Origin of the sequence: Phaeacidiphilus oryzae TH49 (assembly GCF_000744815.1) — a bacterium.
GTDB classification, from domain to species: Bacteria; Actinomycetota; Actinomycetes; order Streptomycetales; family Streptomycetaceae; genus Phaeacidiphilus; species Phaeacidiphilus oryzae.
In genome coordinates this window covers 989,498-1,006,167 of record NZ_JQMQ01000005.1, presented here as the reverse complement: position 1 = coordinate 1,006,167, position 16,670 = coordinate 989,498, and the positions used below count along the sequence as shown (strand labels likewise).

The window sequence follows — 16,670 nt, the reverse complement described above, 5'->3', positions numbered from 1 at the left end:
GCGCCGCAGTCGGCAACGGCGACCGGCTTGCGACCCGAACTCCGTTGCCGGGTGCGGCGCCGTAGCCGCCCGGCCGTGCAGTTCCCCGCGCCCCTGAGGTGCGCCTGCGGCGCTGCCTCCTGGGCGGCGGGACCGCCGCTACGCGGCGTCCCGCAGCTCGCGCGGTTCTCCGCCGGAGGCCGCCAGCGCCTTCGCCTTGGTGGCGTACATGTCGACGTACTCCTGGCCCGAGAGGGCCAGGATCGCCGCGACGACCTCGTCCGTGATCGCCCGCAGGACGTACCGGTCGTTCTCCATCCCCTCGTAGCGGGAGAAGTCCAGCGGCTCGCCGAACCTGATCTCCGGCCGCGCCCCCAGATGCCACCGCATCTCGTCCGCCGCCTGCACCTCGGTCGTGCCGATCACGCCGACCGGTATCACGGGGGCTCCGCTCAGCAGCGCCAGCCGGGCCACCCCGGTCCGCCCGCGGTACAGCCGCCCGTCCGGCGAACGCGTGCCCTCCGGGTAGAGCGAGAAGACCTCGCCCCGCCGCAGCACGCCCAGCCCGGTGTCGATCGCGGCCTGCGCCGCCCGCCCGCCGCTGCGGTCCACCGGGACGGCGCCGACGCCGGAGAAGAACGCCCGCATCAGCCGGCCCTTGACGCCCTTGCCCGTGAAGTACTCGTCCTTCGCCATGAAGTGCGCCTTACGCGGCGACAGCAGCGGGACGAAGATGGAGTCGCAGAAGGAGAGGTGGTTGGGCGCCAGGATCACCGGGCCCACGCTCGGCACGTTCTCCCGTCCGCTCACCCGGGGCCGGTAGAGCAGGCGCACCGGTGGGCCGATGAGGATGCGTTTGAGCAGCCAGTAGAACACGGGGTGCCTCCGATCCGGCTTCGCCATGTCGCCCCGGGGACTCGGATACTAGCGGCGGGGTGTGACACCGGAACCCTGCGAAGGACGTGGGATTCGTTACGGTCCGCCGTCCTTCGTCACAGAGCTGTCGCGCAAACGGATGACACCCCGTCATCTCCATTGTGCCGCCCGGCCGAACGGCCCGCGCGAGGGCCGTTCGGGGCGTGACTCCGAGCACGTTCGACCCCTACGAGGTTGCGACCGCGGAAAGTACGGGTAAAGGGTGAATCACCCTCAACCCTCAGCCGCCGTCGCGCTCCGCGCGCCGCGCGCACACCCAGGGAGGCATGCGCAGATGGGCATGAGCGTGACCCTCAGCACCCCCGGCGCCCTCACCGACACGGATGCCGAGCAGCTCCTCAAACTGCAGTACCTCTGCTACCAGAGCGAGGCCGAGACCTACGCGGACTGGTCGATCGACCCGCTCACCGAGACCCTCGGCGCGCTCCGCGCCCGGCTCGCCAACCGGCGGACCGTGGTGGCCCGGCTCGGCGAGGAGGTCGTCGGCGCCGTGTGCGGCTGGACCGACGCGGACGGGGTGGCGCACATCGAGCGCCTGGTGGTCCACCCCCGCCTGCGCCGGCACGGCCTCGGCGGCCGGCTGCTGCGGGCGATCGAGGAGCAGCTGGCGACCCCGACCCCGGGCAACCCCTCGCCGCGCGCGTTCCGGCTGTTCACCGGCGAGCGGAGCCTCGGGAACATCCGGCTCTACCGCAAGCTCGGCTACGCCCAGACCGGGGTGGAGACGGCGGAGGCCACCCCGAAGATCACCTTCGTGGTGCTGGAGAAGCCGGCCGCCGCCCCGGCCACGGCGGTGGTCGCCTGACCCGTGGCCCGGCCCACTCGTTCGCGTCGGTGAGCTCCCGGCCGATAGGCTCCATGATCATGGACATATCGGCCGATGCGCTGCTCTTCGACATGGACGGCACCCTGATCGACTCGACGCCCTCGGTCCGCCGCTGCTGGCGGACCTGGGCGGCCGAGTACGGACTCGGCGAGGAGGCGGCCGCCGGGATCCTCCAGCACGGCCGCCCGGCCGCCGAGATCATCGCGGACGCCCTCCCCGCCGAGCGGCTGGCCGACGGCGGGGCCGAGCGCGCGCTGCGCCGCATCGAGGACCTGGAGTGCGCGGACACCGCCGGCACGGTCCCGCTGCCCGGCAGCCTCGAACTCCTCACCTCGCTGCCCGCCGACCGCTGGGCGGTGGTGACCTCGGCCACCGGCCGGCTCGCCGCCGCCCGTCTGGAGGTCACCGGCATCCGCCCGTCCCTGCTGATCAGCGCGGACGACATCACCCGGGGCAAGCCGGACCCGGAGCCCTTCCTGCGCGGAGCCGAGAAGCTCGGCGCGGACCCGGCCCGCTGCCTGGTCCTGGAGGACGCCCCGGCGGGCCTCGCCGCCGCCCGGGCCGCCGGGATGCGCAGTGTGGCGCTCACCACCACCCACCGCGCGGCGGAGCTCGCCGAGCACGGGCCGGAGGCGATCCTCGACAGCCTCGCCTGGCTGCGCGTCGTCCCCCAGCCCTCCGGCGCCCTGCTGGTCCACATCGCCGAGTGAGCGCCGGCTGATCGCCGGGGATGCGCCGCTGACCGCCGGGTGACCCCGGATGACCGCCGGGTGACCCCGGCTGATCGCCGAGGGACGGAACGGACTTCGGGCGCGTTTTGGGATCACCGGGGACGCTCTGGTTTACTGGGGCCCATGACTGCGACCACGACCTCCCAGCTGACCGGCGCTCTGCCGGGCGGTGGTCGTGGCATGTGCCGCACGGCACCCCGCGCGCGAATGTGTGCCTGCTGAGGGCCCCCGGCCTCCGGCACCTCGCGCCCCCGAAGCGAGATCTCCGATCGCGTTCCACCGCGATCCCCGCTGCGCTCGCAGCCCGCGCGCTGTCCCGGACAGCGAAGCGCCCCCGACACGTGCCCACCGGCCGCTGACGAATCGTCAGCAGCCTTGTGCCCGCTGTCCCTTCCGCGAAATCCGCTGACCGCGCCGCCGGCCTGTCGCCGACCCGCGGCCGAACCCTGGAAATCCCGTGATCACCACCACAGAGCTGAGAAAGGTCTACCGCTCCGGCGGCCGCGAGACGGTCGCCCTCGACGGTGTCGACCTCCATGTCCGCGAGGGCGAGGTGTACGGCGTCGTCGGTACCAGCGGCGCCGGCAAGTCCACCCTCATCCGCGCCGTCAACCTCCTGGAGCGGCCCACCTCCGGCACGGTCACCGTCGACGGGCGGGAGCTCACCGCGCTGCCCCCGGGCGGCCGGGAGCTGCGCGAGGCCCGCCGCTCCATCGGCATGGTCTTCCAGCACTTCAACCTGCTGGCCAACCGGACCGTCCGGGAGAACGTCGAACTCCCGCTGGAGATCATCGGGTTGGACCGCCGGGACCGCCGCCGCAGGGCCGAGGAGCTGCTCGACCTGGTCGGCCTGGACGCCAAGGGCGCCGCCTACCCGGCGCAGCTCTCCGGAGGCCAGAAGCAGCGGGTGGGCATCGCCCGCGCGCTGGCCGGCGACCCCAAGGTACTGCTCTCCGACGAGGCCACCTCGGCTCTCGACCCGGAGACCACCCGCTCGGTACTGCGACTGCTCCGCGACCTCAACCGGCAGCTGGGCCTCACCGTGCTGCTGATCACCCACGAGATGGAGGTCATCCGCACGGTCTGCGACTCGGCCGCGCTGATGACCGGCGGGCGGATCGCGGAGTCCGGCCGCCTGGACGACCTCCTGGCCTCGCCCGGCTCGGCGCTCGCCCGCGAGCTCTTCCCGCTCGGCGAGGCGGACGGCGCCGACGGGTCCGGGCCGGGCGCCGGGGCGGACGCCGGGGCTGACGGAACCGTCGTCGAGATCACCTTCCAGGGGGACAGCAGCGCCCAGCCGTTCATCTCCCAGCTCGCCCGCACCTACCACGTGGACATCAACATCCTCGGCGCCGCGGTGGAGACCATCGGCGGCCGCCAGGTGGGCCGGATGCGGGTGCGGCTGCCCGGCGGCTACCAGGACAACGTCGTCCCGCTCGGCTACCTGCGCGAGCGCGGACTGCAGGTCGACGTCGTCGCTCCGGGCGACGGGTCCGGCGCCGGAGAGAACCGGGGGAGCGCGGCATGAGCTGGTCGGATATCTGGTCCCAACTGCCCTACGGGACCTGGCAGACGCTGGGGATGGTCGGCATAGCCGCACTGGTCACCGTGGCGGTCGGGCTCCCGGCCGGGGTGCTGCTGGTGCTCACCGACCGCGGTGGCCTGCTGCGCGGCGGCCCGTCGGCGGCAGTGCTCAACAAGGCGCTGTCGGCGCTGGTCAACATCGGCCGGTCGCTGCCCTTCGTGATCCTGATGGTGGCTCTGATCCCGTTCACCCGCTGGGTGGTGGGCACCTCGCTGGGCTGGCAGGCGGCCGCGGTGCCCCTGGCGATCGGCGGCATCCCGTTCTTCGCCCGGCTGGTGGAGAGTGCCGTCCGCGAGGTGGACGGCGGGCTGGTGGAGGCCGTCCACGCGATGGGCGGCGGCACCTGGACGGTGGTCCGCAAGGCCCTGCTGCCGGAGTCCCTCCCCTCGCTTGTCGCGGGGCTCACCACCACGGTGATCGCGCTGATCGGCTACTCGGCGATGGCCGGCACGGTGGGCGGCGGCGGGCTCGGCTCGCTGGCGATCACCAACGGCTACATGCGGTTCGACACCCGCTTCATGGTCGTCATCGTGGTCGAGCTGGTCGTGCTGGTCACCCTCGTCCAGCTGGTCGGCGACGGGCTGGCGAGGGCACTCGACCACCGCGGCGGCGCCGAGCACCGCAGCGCCCTCGGCCGCCGGCTGGGCCGGGCGCTGGGACGCGCCTTCGGGCCGCTCTTCGCCCGGCGCCCGGTAAGGGTGGCCACCGCTGCGGTGGCCGCGGCCGCGGTCGTGGCCGGCGGGGTCGCCTGGGGGGTCGGCGGCCCGGCCTCCTCCGGCGGTTCCGCGGCCGCCGCCGACGCCCCGCTGACCGTGGTGGCGAGCCCGGTGCCGCACGCCCAGATCCTGGAGTACGTGCGGAAGAACCTGGCCGCCAAGGCCGGCCTCAAGCTGCGGATCGAGGTGGTGGACGACTACGTCACGCCGGACACCGCCGTCGAGGACGGCTCGGCCGACGCCAACTACTTCCAGCACGTGCCCTATATGGACGACTTCGACAAGACGCACGGCACCCACATCGTCTCGGTCGGGCCGGTGCACCTGGAGCCGCTCGGCCTCTACTCGCACAAGGTGAAGAAGACCGCTCAGCTGGGCGCCGGAGCCACCATCGCGGTGCCCGACGACGCCACCGACGAGGGCCGCGCCCTCAAGCTGCTCGCCGACGACGGCCTGATCACCCTGAAGAGCGGCGCCGGCACCGGCGCCACCGTCCAGGACATCACCGGCAACCCCAAGCGCCTCCAGTTCAAGGAGCTGGACGCGGCCCAGCTGCCGCGCTCGCTGGACGACGTGGACGCGGCGATCATCAACGGCAACTACGCGCTGGACGCCGGGCTCGACCCGGACCGGGACTCGATCCTGCTGGAGAGCGCGAAGGGCAATCCGTACGCCAACGTCCTGTCGGTGAAGGACGGGCACCAGAACGACCCGCGGGTGCGGAAGCTGCTCAAGCTCCTCCAGTCCGAGCAGGTCCAGGAGTACATCCGGCGGACCTTCAAGGGCGCCGTCGTACCGGCCGCCTGACGATTCGTCACCCCGACCGGCGGGCCCGCGTCCAGCGGGGCCGCCGGTCGGTGGCGTCTTCCCACCGGGAATACTGCATGCTGGTCTGATGCATTGGTCCGAGGGACGGAACGGGGTGGCCCCGGGGTGACGAGTCGACGCCCGTTGACGCATGATCGTTCCCTCAGCGGACCGGCGAGGAGAGACGGTATGACTTCCACCTTCCCCGAGATCTCCATCAGCACCGACCGGCTGCTGCTGCGTCACTTCGAGGAAGAGGACGTCCCGTCGCTGGCCGCCATGCTCAACGACGAGGCGGTGGCCGCCTGGACGGATCTCCCCCAGCCGTACACCGAGGAGGAGGCCAGGGCCTGGGTGCTCGACGGAGCGCCCGCCGAGCGGCGCTCCGGCCGCGGTATCGTCCTCGCCGTCACCGAGCACCTCACCCAGCGGCTGGTCGGCATGGTGCGGGTGTTCGCCACCGACTGGCGGCTGCACTCCGCCCAGGGATCGGTGGTGACCGCCCCCTGGGCGCGCGGCGAGGGCTACGCCGCCGAGGCGCTGGCCGGCACCGCCCAGTGGCTCTTCGAGGACCAGGGGTTCGAGCGCCTGGAGTTCCGCACGGCGGCCGGCGACACCGCCGCCCAGCAGGTCGCGCAGAAACTCGGCTGCATCAGCGAGGGCGTGCTGCGCAGCGCCTGGATAGTGCGCGCGGACGGCGCCCCCTCGCGCACCGACCTGATCGTCTGGAGCCTCCTCCCGGAGGACCTCGACGACCTCGCCGCCGCGGACCCGGCCGACGCCTCCGGCCTCCACCCCAGGGACGGCCTGCAGCGGGGCGAGTACGCCCACTGGGAGTGAGCCCCGGGGCCGGCGGCCCAGCCTGCCGCGGAGCCGCCCGCCGCCCCGTCCGCGGATCCCCCGTTCGCCTCTTCGATCTCAGCCGGTAGCCTTCGTCCTCGCGCGGGCCCCACGGTCCGTACGAATGTCCATGCCTGCACCCCGCGGCCGAAGACGGAGGAGAGCTACCGCATGGCGGACCGGGTCACGGTGATCGGATGGGACGGCTCGCCGCTCTCCACGGCGGGGCGGGCCGCGCTGGACGGGGCCACCCTCGTCGCGGCCGGCCAGTACCTCCTCCAGCAGCTCCCGCTGCCCGCGGGCGCCGAGCGGTTCGCCCTCGGCAGCACCGAGCTCGCCGCCCGGCGGATCGCCGAACACCGGGGCGCGGCCGTGGTGGTGGCCGAGGGCGACCCGGGGTTCTTCGGCGTGGTCCGCACCCTCCGCCGGCCCGAGTACGGGCTCGAACTCGAGGTGCTGCCGGCGGTCTCCTCGGTGGCCGCCGCCTTCGCCCGGGTGGGGATGCCCTGGGACGACGCCCAGGTGGTCAGCGCGCACGGGCGGGGCCTGCGCCGCTGCGTCAACGTCTGCCGCTCCCACTCCAAGGTCGCCGTGCTCACGGCGCCCGGCGCCGGCCCCACCGAGCTCGCGCTGATGCTGCGGGACGTCCACCGCACGTTCGTGGTCTGCGAGGCCCTCGGCACCCCCGAGGAGGAGGTCACCGTCCTCACCTCGGACCGGGTCGCCGACCACCTGTGGCGGGAGCCCAACGTGGTGCTGGTGATCGGCGGCGGCCGGACCGCGGCCGCGGGCGGCTCGACCGCCGTCTCCGGCTGGCTCGCCGGGCGGCCGGTCGACTTCCCCTCCGGCCGGCGGGGCTGGGCGCAGCCGCCGGCCGCCGCCGGGGACGGCCGGGCCGAGGGCCTGTCGGCGGAGGCGCGGGCGGTCGCGCTGGCCCGGCTCGGACCCCGGCTGGGCGACCTGGTCTGGGACATCGGCCCGGCGGACGAGTCGCTTGCGGTGGAACTGGGGAGGTTCGGTGCCGCTGTGGTGGCGGTCGACGAGGATCCCGAGGCCTGCGCCCGACTGACCGCCGAGGCCCGGGGCGGCGGCGTCGAGGCCGAGGTGGTGACCGGTCAACTTCCGGGCGTACTGGGCGAACTGCCCGAACCGGACGTGGTCCTGCTGCGCGGGGACACCCGTGCCCTGCCGGCCTGCCTCGGGCGCCGGCCGGAACGCGTCGTGGTGGTCCCGCGGACGGTACCCGAAGTCGAGGAGGCCCGCCGGGCGTTCGGGGAAGTCGGCTACCGGATGGACGGCGTCCTGCTGCAGTCCTCGGGGCTCGTGCAGGGCGACGCGCCCGGCCGCGCGGGCAGTCTGCTGACAGGCTCCCAACCTGCCTTCCTCCTCTGGGGAGAGCGCCCCTGACGCGCTCTTTGTCGTACCCGCCGGGTAGGGTGACGTCTCGGTTCGCCCACGGGGAGAGGTGGGGCGCACGGGGTGGCGGAGGCCACACCGCCGATGCCCCCGCGGGTTGGCCACCGGCCCTGCCTAGCCGGAAGAATGCCGGTACGTCCGGGGCGATCGTGCCGAACGCCCCGGGTGCGTCGTTGTTTTTCACAGAAGCAGGCCGACGCCCAGTAGACCGCGGTGGCGAGCAGGGCGTCGGTGCCTGAGCACGCGCCGCTGCGAATTACAGGGATGCTCACGCGGCCCTGGAAGGAGCTTGGAGACATGAGCGATACCGGCCACGTAGCGAACGGGAACGGGGGAGTGCCGGAGCAGCCGCTCGCCGACCGGGCGGCGCAGCCCGGCGTGCACCCGGGCCCGCTCGCCGCGGAGGGTGCACAGCCGGCCGCTCCTGCGCAGGCCCCGGGGTTTATCTTCCTGGACGACGAGGACGGCGACGAGGACGAGCTGCTGATGCCGGGGCCGCAGAGCTCCTGGGCGGACGCGGCGGCCGCGCTGCAGTCGAACCCGGCGCCGGTGCAGGCGCCCGCCCCGGCGGAGCCGGTGGCTCCGGTTCTGGTCCCGCCGCCGGCGGAGCCTGCCGGGCCCTCGTCAACTCCCGAGGCCGAGGCCCCTGCTGAGGAGGCGTCCGCTGAGCGGTCGCCGGCGGGCGCCGAGCAGCCGGGCACTCCGACTCCTGGCGAAGCGGACGCCGCGGGCGTTTCTTCTCCTTCCCCGGCATTCGACGCGTCCGGCGCCGCGGTCGCCGCAGCCGCCGCTCCGGAGGCGCCCGTCGCACCCCCCGGCGCCCCCGGCGTCCCCGAGGCTCCGGAGGGGGCCTCCGAGGGCGCCCCGGCCGAGGCCGTAGCCGAGGAGGCCGGAACGGCCGAGGAGGTCACGCCCGAGGAAGTCACGGCTGAGGAGGTCGCGCCCGAGGACAGCGCCGGGCAGACCGTCCATGAGCCGATCGCGCCCTCCTGGCCGCCGGTTCCGCCCCCGCAGGGCCCCGCGGGGCGTCGCCCTCGCCGACCGTCCGCGGCCCCCGCCGTCCGCTGCACGCCGGTCCGCCCATCCCGGACCCGTCCCTGATGACCGGTCAGGTGCCCGTCCGCTCGCTGGCCGACCGCGGCCCCACCGCGGCCCCGCCACCCCGCCGCACGGCGTGCCGACCGGGGCGGCCGCCGCCGCCCGTCCGCAGCCCGCGGAGGCCGAGCCGCAGCAGGCCGCCGAGTCGTCGAGCGTCCGGACGCAGACCGTGCGGACCGAGAGCGACCCGAACAATGCCACCGGGGCCGGTCCGGAGTACCTGGCTCCGGCTGACGAATCGGTTGTCCAACCAGCGGACCGGGCCGGTCAGACGGAGCACGCCGACCAGGCCGAGCGACCTGCGGAGCCCGAGGAGCCCGCGCAGACCGCCCAGCCGGTGGTGCCGGCGCCGGCCGAGTCGCCTGAGGGCCCGCCCTCGCGGATCTCCGCGTTCCTGGCCTCTCCGGCCCCCGAGTTCCAGCAGGCGGTGGCCGCCCAGTCGTTGCAGACCGCCGCCGGTACGGGGGCTCTGACGAACCCTCCGGCGCAGGATGCCGCCGCCCCGGCCGGTCACGACACGACGGCCAGCCTCCGGATCGCCCCCGAGGGGCAGCCGCCGACCGCCGAGCAGCCGCCGACTGCCGAGGAGGCGCCGGCGCAGGAGACCCCGGCGCCCGCGCAGCAGTCCGTCCCGGAGGCCCCTCCGGCGGCTGCGGCGGAGGCCGAGTCCGCCGAGGCCGAGACCGCGAAGGCCGATGCCGAGGAGGCGCCCGCGCCTTCGGCCGGTCCGATCGTCGTCGACTCCAGCGGCACGGCCACCGCCACCGCGACCGCCCCGGCCGAGGAGGCGGCTGCCGGAGCCCCCGCAGCGGAGGAGCCCGCAGCCGAGGTGCCGGTCCCGTCGGACGCCACCGTCACCGGCCAGGCCTCGACCCCGGCGCACGGCACGCCGATCGCGGTGCCCGCCGCTGAGGCCCCGGCCGCCCAGGAGGCGACCCCGGCCGCCGGTACGCCGCTCGCGCCCGAGGCCGCCGAGGCGGCGTCGCCCCTCGATCGACCCGCGGCGGACGAGCCCGAGCCCGCCCCGGCCGTGGCCGAGTCCGTCGCCCCCGCTGACCTCGCAACACCCCCGGAAGGTACGTCTGTGGCGACCCCCGCCGTGCCCGAGGCCGCCGCCTCCGCCCCCACCGCCGCCGAGCCGGCGCCGATCCCGGCCCAGGCGCAGGCCCCGGCGGAGACCCCGGCCCCGGCCCCCGCCCGTGGCCGGCACGCCGGCCCGGCCGAGGCCCCGCCGAGCCGGCGGCGCCCGAAGCCACCGCCGCCGAAGCACCTGCCGAAACCGCCGCCGAAGCCCCCGCCCCGGCCGCCGAGCCCGCCCCCGCGCCCGCCGCCGAGACCCCCCTCGACTCCGCCGTCCACGAGGTCGAGGCGCTGGCCGCCGCCGAGGGCATCGGCGCGGCCGAGGCGATCGCCGCCGTCAGCGGGGTGGAGGAGGGTGAGGACGGCGCCGCCGCCCCCGGCTTCGACGCCCCCCTGCGGGACGCCGTCCACCGCGTGATGCGCGAGCGCCGCGACATCCGCAACGGCTTCCGTCCCGACCCGATCCCGCACGACGTGCTGCTCCGGGTCCTGGAGTCGGCGCACACCGCGCCCTCCGTGGGCTACTCCCAGCCCTGGGACTTCGTGGTGATCCGCTCCGCGAAGAAGCGCAGGCGGATGCACGAGCTGGCGATGCGCCAGCGCCAGGAGTTCGCCGACTCGCTGCCCAAGGGCCGCGCCAAGCAGTTCCGCGAGCTGAAGATCGAGGCCATCCTCGACACCCCGGTGAACATCGTGGTCACCGCGGACCGCACCCGCGGCGGCCGGCACACCCTCGGCCGCCACACCCAGCCGCAGATGGCCCCGTACTCGGCCGCCCTCGCGGTGGAGAACCTCTGGCTCGCCGCCCGCGCCGAGGGCCTCGGCGTCGGCTGGGTCAGCTTCTTCGACGAGCGCGAGATGGTCGAGCAGCTCGGCCTGCCCGAGCATCTGGAGGTCGTCGCCTACCTCTGCCTGGGCTACGTAGACGAGTTCCCCGAGGAGCCCGAGCTGGCGCAGGCCGGCTGGGCCAAGAAGCGTCCGCTCTCCTGGGTGGTGCACGAGGAGACCTACGGCCGCCGGGTCCTCCCCGGCGAGGAGCCGCACAGCGTCCTCCAGGAGACCCTGCGCGGCATCCGCCCGCTGGACGCCAAGGCGCTCGGCGAGGCCTGGGACCGGCAGAAGCGGATGACCAAGCCGGCCGGCGCCCTCGGCATGCTGGAGATAATCTCCGCGCAGCTCTGCGGGCTCTCCCGGCAGTGCCCCCCGCCGGTCCCGGAGCCCGCCGCGGTGGCGATCTTCGCCGGCGACCACGGCGTCCACGCCCAGGGCGTCACCCACTGGCCGCAGGAGGTCACCGCCCAGATGGTGGCGAACTTCCTGGGCGGGGGAGCGGTGGTCAACGCCTTCGCCAACCAGACCGGTGCCGAGGTCTGCGTGGTGGACGTGGGCGTCGCCTCGCCGCTGCCCGAGCCGCTGAACCACGGCAAGGCCACCGGCCTGCTGCCGCGCAAGGTCCGGGCCGGCACCGCCGACATGACCCAGGGCCCGGCGATGACCAGGGACGAGGTGGTGCAGGCCATCGAGGTCGGTATCGAGACCGCCCGCGACCTGGTCACGGCCGGCAACAAGGTGCTGCTCACCGGCGACATGGGAATCGCCAACACCACCCCGGCCGCCGCGCTGATCTCCGTCTTCACGGGTGAGGAGCCGTCCGTCATCACCGGCCGCGGGACCGGTATCGACGACGAGACCCACGCCCACAAGATCGCGGTGATCCAGCAGGCGCTGGCCCTCCACCAGCCGGACCCCTCCGACCCGATCGGGGTGCTGGCCGCCGTCGGCGGCCTGGAGCACGCCGCCACGGTGGGCTTCCTCCTCGGCGCCGCCAGCCTGCGCACCCCTGTCATCCTGGACGGGGTGATCGGCGGTGCCGCCGCGCTGGCCGCCAAGGCGATCGCCCCCGAGGTGCTGGCCGCCTGCATCGCCGGGCACCGCTCGGCGGAGCCGGGGCACAAGGCCGCGCTGGCCAAGCTCGGCCTGCGCCCGCTGATCGACCTGGACCTCCGGCTCGGCGAGGGCACCGGAGCCCTCCTCGCGCTCCCGGTGGTCCAGGCCGCCGCCCGGGCCATCCACGAGGTGGCGACGTTCGACTCGACCGGCATCGGCGACAAGAACTGACCCTCCCACCCTCCGTCAACACCCTTACCGCAACGCAAGGTTCAGAGAAGGACTCCGGAGCGACCGTGACGACTCCCGCCTATCCCGCCGGCCTCCGCCTCGCCGGACGCCGCGTCCTCGTCGTGGGTGGCGGGACCGTCGCCGCCCGGCGGCTGCCCGCCCTTCTCGCCGCCGGCGCGGCCGTCGAGCTGGTCGCCCCGGAGACCACCCCGGCCGTCCAGGCCATGGCCGAGGCAGGGGAGCTGACCTGGCACCGCCGCGGCTACGCGGACGGCGACCTGGACGGCGCCTGGTACGCCCTGGTCGCCACCGACGACCAGGCGGTCAACACCGCCGTCGCCGAGGCGGCGGAGGAGCGGCGGATCTTCTGCGCCCGCGCCGACGACGCCTCCCGGGCCACCGCCTGGACCCCGGCCACCGGCCGGGCGGACGACTTCACCATCGCCGTCCTCTCGGGTGACCCCCGCCGCTCGGCCGCGCTCCGCGACGCTGCCCTGGACGGGCTCCGCACCGGCACCCTGACCGCCCCTCACCAGCGCGAGCACCGGGCCGGGGTGGCGCTGGTCGGCGGCGGCCCCGGCGACCCCGACCTGATCACGGTCCGCGGCCGCCGCCTCCTCGCCGAGGCGGACGTGGTGGTCTCCGACCACCTCGCCCCCCTGGAACTCCTGGAGGAGCTCGGCCCGCAGGTCGAGGTCGTGGACGCCTCCAAGCTGCCGTACGGCCGGGCGATGGCCCAGCAGACCATCAACGAGACCCTGATCGACCGGGCCAAGCAGGGGAAGTTCGTGGTCCGCCTCAAGGGCGGCGACCCGTACGTCTTCGGCCGCGGCCTGGAGGAGGTGGTGGCCTGCACGGAGGCGGGTGTCCCGGTCACCGTGGTGCCCGGCATCACCAGCGCGATCAGCGTCCCGGCGGTGGCCGGGGTGCCGGTCACCCACCGCGGGGTCACCCACGAGTTCACCGTGGTCTCCGGGCACACCGCCCCCGACGACCCGCGCTCCCTGGTCAACTGGGAGGCGCTGGCGGGGATGCGCGGCACCCTGGTGCTGCTGATGGCGGTCGAGCGGATCGGCGCGATCGCCGAGACCCTGATCCGGCACGGGAAGGCCCCGGAGACCCCGGTCGCGGTCGTCCAGGAGGGCACCCGCTCCGGCCAGCGGCGGGTGGACGCCACCCTGGCCACCGCCGCCGAGGTGGTGGCGGCCGAGGGCATTCGGCCGCCGTCCATCATCGTGGTCGGCGAGGTCGTATCCCTCCTCGACTCCCTTACCGGCAGGTAAGATCCGTCCCGTGGGCGAGCTCATCAGCATCGAGGACCCGGAGGACCCGCGCCTCCACGACTACACCGGACTCACCGACGTCGACCTCCGCCGCCGCCGCGAGCCCGCCGAGGGACTCTTCATCGCCGAGGGCGAGAAGGTCATCCGCCGCGCCAGACAGGCCGGCTACCGGATGCGCTCCATGCTGCTCTCCGCCAAGTGGCTGGACGTGATGCGGGACGTCATCGACGAGGTCCCGGCCCCGGTGTACGCGGTCACCCCGGAGCTGGCCGAGCGGGTCACCGGCTACCACGTCCACCGCGGCGCCCTGGCCTCGATGGCCCGCAAGCCGCTGCCCGCCCCCGAGGAGCTGCTCTCCGCGGAGCCCGGCCGCTCCGCTCCGCCCCGCCGGATCGCGGTCTTCGAGGACATGGTCGACCACGCCAACCTGGGCGCGGCCTTCCGGAACGCGGCGGCGCTGGGCGTGGACGCCGTCATCCTCACCCCGCGCTGCGCCGATCCGCTCTACCGGCGGTCCGTCAAGGTCTCGATGGGCGCGGTCTTCCAGGTCCCGTGGACCCGGCTGGAGAACTGGCCGAAGGACGTCGAGATCCTGCGCTCCGCGGGCTTCACGGTGGCCGCGCTCTGCCTCAGCCACAAGGCGATCAGCCTGGACGAGCTGGCCGCGCGGGACGAGGAGCGGCTCGCCCTGGTCTTCGGCACGGAGGGCTCCGGCCTCACCCCGGAGGCGCTGGCCGCGGCCGACGAGCACGTCCGGATCCCGATGGACGCCGGGGTCGACTCCCTGAACGTGGCCGCGGCCTCCGCCGTCGCCTTCTACGCGACCCGCCCGCGAACGGGCACCGCCCCCGGCGCCGCGCCGTAGGCGCCAATAAGGGGTGCGGGGCTGTGACATCGTGCGGCTCCGCCGCGCGGGCGCGCCCAGCTCACGCGCCCCGAGCGCAGCGCCGAAGGCGCAAGCAAGGGGCGCGGGGAACTGCGCGCCCAGCCGATCACGGCGCCGCACCCGGCCACGGCGCCTGGGTTGCAACCCGGACTCCGTACCCGGCCGCGGCGCCGTGAGTCGCTGGCCGCGCAGTTCCCCGCGCCCCTGGGTTTGCGGCTGCGCCGCGACGCCCCAGGGGCCCGCAGCGACATGACGCCGCGAAGCTCAGTGGTCGAGGGGCTGGTTCGCCGCGACCAGGTCGAGCAACCCCGGGAAGCGGGCGTCCAGTTCCGCCCGGCGCAGGGCTGCCATCCGGCTGTTCCCCCGGTCCACCTGCTGGACCAGGCCGGACTCGCGCAGCACCCGGAAGTGGTGGGTGAGGGTCGACTTGGAGACGGGGAGGGCGAAGGAGGCGCAGGTCCGCTCGGTGTTCTCGGGCGCGGCGGCGAGGGCGGCGATGACCTGGTAGCGCAGCGGATCGGCCAGCGCGTGGAGGACCGTGCGCAGGTCCATCTCCTCGGGGGCGGGGTGTCCTTCCGGGTCGGGCATGGCGGTGGCGCCTCTCCGTCGTCGATCGTCCAGGTACCAGTTGCATCCTACCTGCGGGCTATGACAGCTTTAGGTACGACAGATTCCGTACCTACGATCCGCCTCGCGACCCTCGCCCCCTGGAGCACCGCATGAGTACCGAGACCGCGCCCACCGCCGACGCGGGGGCCCCGCCGACCCAGGCCGGGGGCGCAGCCGCGGCAGCCCCGCATCCGCTCACCCTGGCCGCCGTGCTCCTCGCGGTCTTCGTGGTGCCGATGTCCATCTCCGGAACCGCCGTGGCGCTGCCCGAGATCGGGGCCGCCACCCACGCCTCGCTCGCCCCCCTGCAGTGGGTGGTGAACGCCTTCAACGTGGCCTTCGCCTGCTTCACCCTGGTGTGGGGATCGCTGGCGGACATCCTCGGCCGGATCCGGGCCTTCGCCGCCGGCGCGGCGCTCTTCGCGGTCGCCTCCCTGGCCAGCGCGCTGGCCGGGAACATCGTCCTGCTGGACGTCGCCCGGGCGCTGGCCGGCCTCGGCGGCGCGGCGATCTTCTCCTGCGGGGCGGCCATCCTCTCCACCGTCTACGAGGGCCCGGCCCGGGGGAAGGCCTTCGCGCTCTTCGGGACCATCGCCGGCGTCGGGGTCGCCCTCGGCCCGACGCTGGGCGGACTGCTCACCGACTCGATCGGCTGGCGCTGGGTCTTCGCGCTGCACGCCATCGCGCTCGGCCTGGTGCTCGCCGTGCTGCCCGGGGTGGCCCGCTCGGTCCCCCACACCCCGCGCGGTGAGGCCACCCTCGACCTGCCCGGCAGCGGCCTCTTCGTGCTGGCGACGGTGCTGCTCACCACCGCCATCGTGGAGGGCTCGCAGTGGGGCTGGGCCAGTGCCGGAGTACTGTCGCTGTTCGCCGCCGCGGTCGTGGCGCTGGTGGTCTTCACCGCCGTGGAGAAGCGCCGCGAACACCCGATGCTCGATCTCAGCGTGCTGCGCGACCGGCACTTCCTCGGCATGTGCCTGGTCCCGGTGGCGGCCTCCTTCGGCTTCGTCACCATGCTGACCTACCTGCCGAGCTACCTCACCGCGGCCACCGGCCGCTCCAGCGGCGCCACCGGGCTGACCATGCTGCTGCTCACCGTCCCGGTGCTGGTCTGCCCGATGCTGGCCGCGCAGCTGGTGCAGCGCGGGGTGAGGCCGCTGCTGCTGATCGGGCTCAGCCTGGTCCTGCTGGTGGTCGGCGACGCCGCGCTCACCCTCTTCAGCCCCCGGGTGGCGGTCGCCGTCGTCGCCGTGCCGATGCTGGTCACCGGCGCCGGGATGGGGCTCTCCGCGGGCCTGGTGGACGCCCAGGCACTGGGCCGGATCGACTCGGCCAAGGCCGGAATGGCCGCCGGCTTCCTCAACACCCTGCGGCTGGGCAGTGAGGCCGTCGCCGTGGCGGTGTACGGCTCGCTGCTGGCCACGCTGCTCGGCGGCAAGGTGGAAGGCGGGCTCGCCCGCTTCCCCGGCGCCGGACACTCCGCCGAGGTGGCCGGCCAGGCCGCCGGCGGCGACCTGGCCGCCGCCGTGCGGACCTCGGGGGCGCGCGCCCCCGAGGCCGTCCACTCCTTCCTGGTGACCGCGTACGACTCGGCCTTCCATACGGTGCTGTGGGTGCTCGCGGTGATCGGTGTCGCCCTCGCCGCACTGATCGCCTTCCTCCTCCGCCCCGAGCGGGCGACGGCCGAGGCCCGGCAGTCGGCGCAGTCCGCGTAGTCCGTGCAGTGCCGGCGGGGCAGGCCGGGGCGCCCCGCCGGTCCC

Annotated in this window: 13 protein-coding genes and 2 pseudogenes; 12 read left to right on the top strand and 3 right to left on the bottom strand. The window is 74.8% G+C overall.

What is annotated here, in order from left to right:
* Window positions 1-138 precede the first annotated feature (138 nt).
* Window positions 139-882, bottom strand: coding sequence for a lysophospholipid acyltransferase family protein (locus tag BS73_RS08885; RefSeq protein WP_200886667.1), 744 nt, complete (start codon window positions 880-882; stop codon window positions 139-141).
* Between the two features lie 307 nt (window positions 883-1,189).
* Between BS73_RS08885 and BS73_RS08880 the strand changes: the two genes are divergently transcribed.
* The 8 genes and pseudogenes from BS73_RS08880 to BS73_RS39340 all read left to right on the top strand — a co-directional run bounded on the left by BS73_RS08880 (window position 1,190) and on the right by BS73_RS39340 (window position 8,937).
* Complete coding sequence (locus tag BS73_RS08880) at window positions 1,190-1,720, top strand: GNAT family N-acetyltransferase (protein ID WP_037570906.1); 531 nt, start codon at window positions 1,190-1,192, stop codon at window positions 1,718-1,720.
* A 59-nt stretch (window positions 1,721-1,779) separates the two neighbouring features.
* Window positions 1,780-2,451: an HAD-IA family hydrolase gene (locus BS73_RS08875; protein WP_037578794.1), complete on the top strand. Its 672-nt coding sequence runs from the start codon at window positions 1,780-1,782 to the stop codon at window positions 2,449-2,451.
* A 478-nt stretch (window positions 2,452-2,929) separates the two neighbouring features.
* Window positions 2,930-4,000 carry a methionine ABC transporter ATP-binding protein gene (locus tag BS73_RS08870; RefSeq protein ID WP_037570904.1) on the top strand — a complete coding sequence of 357 codons (1,071 nt, stop codon included), beginning with the start codon at window positions 2,930-2,932 and terminating at the stop codon, window positions 3,998-4,000.
* A pseudogene (locus BS73_RS39350) lies at window positions 3,997-4,650 on the top strand (methionine ABC transporter permease); the annotation flags it as partial. The gene BS73_RS08870 and the pseudogene BS73_RS39350, both read left to right, overlap by 4 nt.
* A 105-nt stretch (window positions 4,651-4,755) precedes the next feature.
* The gene (locus BS73_RS39345) at window positions 4,756-5,580 is read left to right on the top strand and encodes a MetQ/NlpA family ABC transporter substrate-binding protein (RefSeq protein ID WP_037578792.1); all 825 of its coding nucleotides are present in this window, start codon (window positions 4,756-4,758) and stop codon (window positions 5,578-5,580) included.
* Between the two features lie 189 nt (window positions 5,581-5,769).
* On the top strand, window positions 5,770-6,420 hold the full coding sequence (locus tag BS73_RS08860; protein ID WP_051939722.1) for a GNAT family N-acetyltransferase: 651 nt from the start codon (window positions 5,770-5,772) through the stop codon (window positions 6,418-6,420).
* A gap of 171 nt (window positions 6,421-6,591) precedes the next feature.
* Complete coding sequence (gene cbiE, locus BS73_RS08855; protein ID WP_051939721.1) at window positions 6,592-7,827, top strand: precorrin-6y C5,15-methyltransferase (decarboxylating) subunit CbiE; 1,236 nt, start codon at window positions 6,592-6,594, stop codon at window positions 7,825-7,827.
* A 306-nt stretch (window positions 7,828-8,133) separates the two neighbouring features.
* Window positions 8,134-8,937, top strand: coding sequence for a hypothetical protein (locus tag BS73_RS39340; RefSeq protein ID WP_051939720.1), 804 nt, complete (start codon window positions 8,134-8,136; stop codon window positions 8,935-8,937).
* Between the two features lie 507 nt (window positions 8,938-9,444).
* Here the strand turns inward: BS73_RS39340 and BS73_RS41095 are convergent.
* Window positions 9,445-10,425: a hypothetical protein gene (locus BS73_RS41095; RefSeq protein ID WP_063836944.1), complete on the bottom strand. Its 981-nt coding sequence runs from the start codon at window positions 10,423-10,425 to the stop codon at window positions 9,445-9,447.
* Between BS73_RS41095 and cobT the strand changes: the two are divergent.
* The 3 genes and pseudogenes from cobT to BS73_RS08840 form a co-directional block, all read left to right on the top strand.
* A pseudogene (gene cobT, locus BS73_RS38685) lies at window positions 10,408-12,132 on the top strand (nicotinate-nucleotide--dimethylbenzimidazole phosphoribosyltransferase); the annotation flags it as partial. The gene BS73_RS41095 and the pseudogene cobT sit on opposite strands and share 18 nt — an antisense overlap.
* A 65-nt stretch (window positions 12,133-12,197) precedes the next feature.
* Window positions 12,198-13,415, top strand: coding sequence for a uroporphyrinogen-III C-methyltransferase (gene cobA, locus BS73_RS08845; protein WP_037570903.1), 1,218 nt, complete (start codon window positions 12,198-12,200; stop codon window positions 13,413-13,415).
* Window positions 13,416-13,425: 10 nt separating this feature from the next.
* The gene (locus BS73_RS08840; protein WP_037570902.1) at window positions 13,426-14,280 is read left to right on the top strand and encodes a TrmH family RNA methyltransferase; all 855 of its coding nucleotides are present in this window, start codon (window positions 13,426-13,428) and stop codon (window positions 14,278-14,280) included.
* Window positions 14,281-14,565: 285 nt separating this feature from the next.
* Here BS73_RS08840 and BS73_RS08835 read toward each other — a convergent pair whose 3' ends face one another.
* Window positions 14,566-14,889 carry an ArsR/SmtB family transcription factor gene (locus BS73_RS08835; protein WP_037570901.1) on the bottom strand — a complete coding sequence of 108 codons (324 nt, stop codon included), beginning with the start codon at window positions 14,887-14,889 and terminating at the stop codon, window positions 14,566-14,568.
* Window positions 14,890-15,020: 131 nt separating this feature from the next.
* Between BS73_RS08835 and BS73_RS08830 the strand changes: the two genes are divergently transcribed.
* Window positions 15,021-16,625, top strand: a complete 1,605-nt coding sequence (locus BS73_RS08830; RefSeq protein WP_051939719.1) for an MFS transporter — start codon at window positions 15,021-15,023, stop codon at window positions 16,623-16,625.
* Window positions 16,626-16,670: the final 45 nt, after the last annotated feature.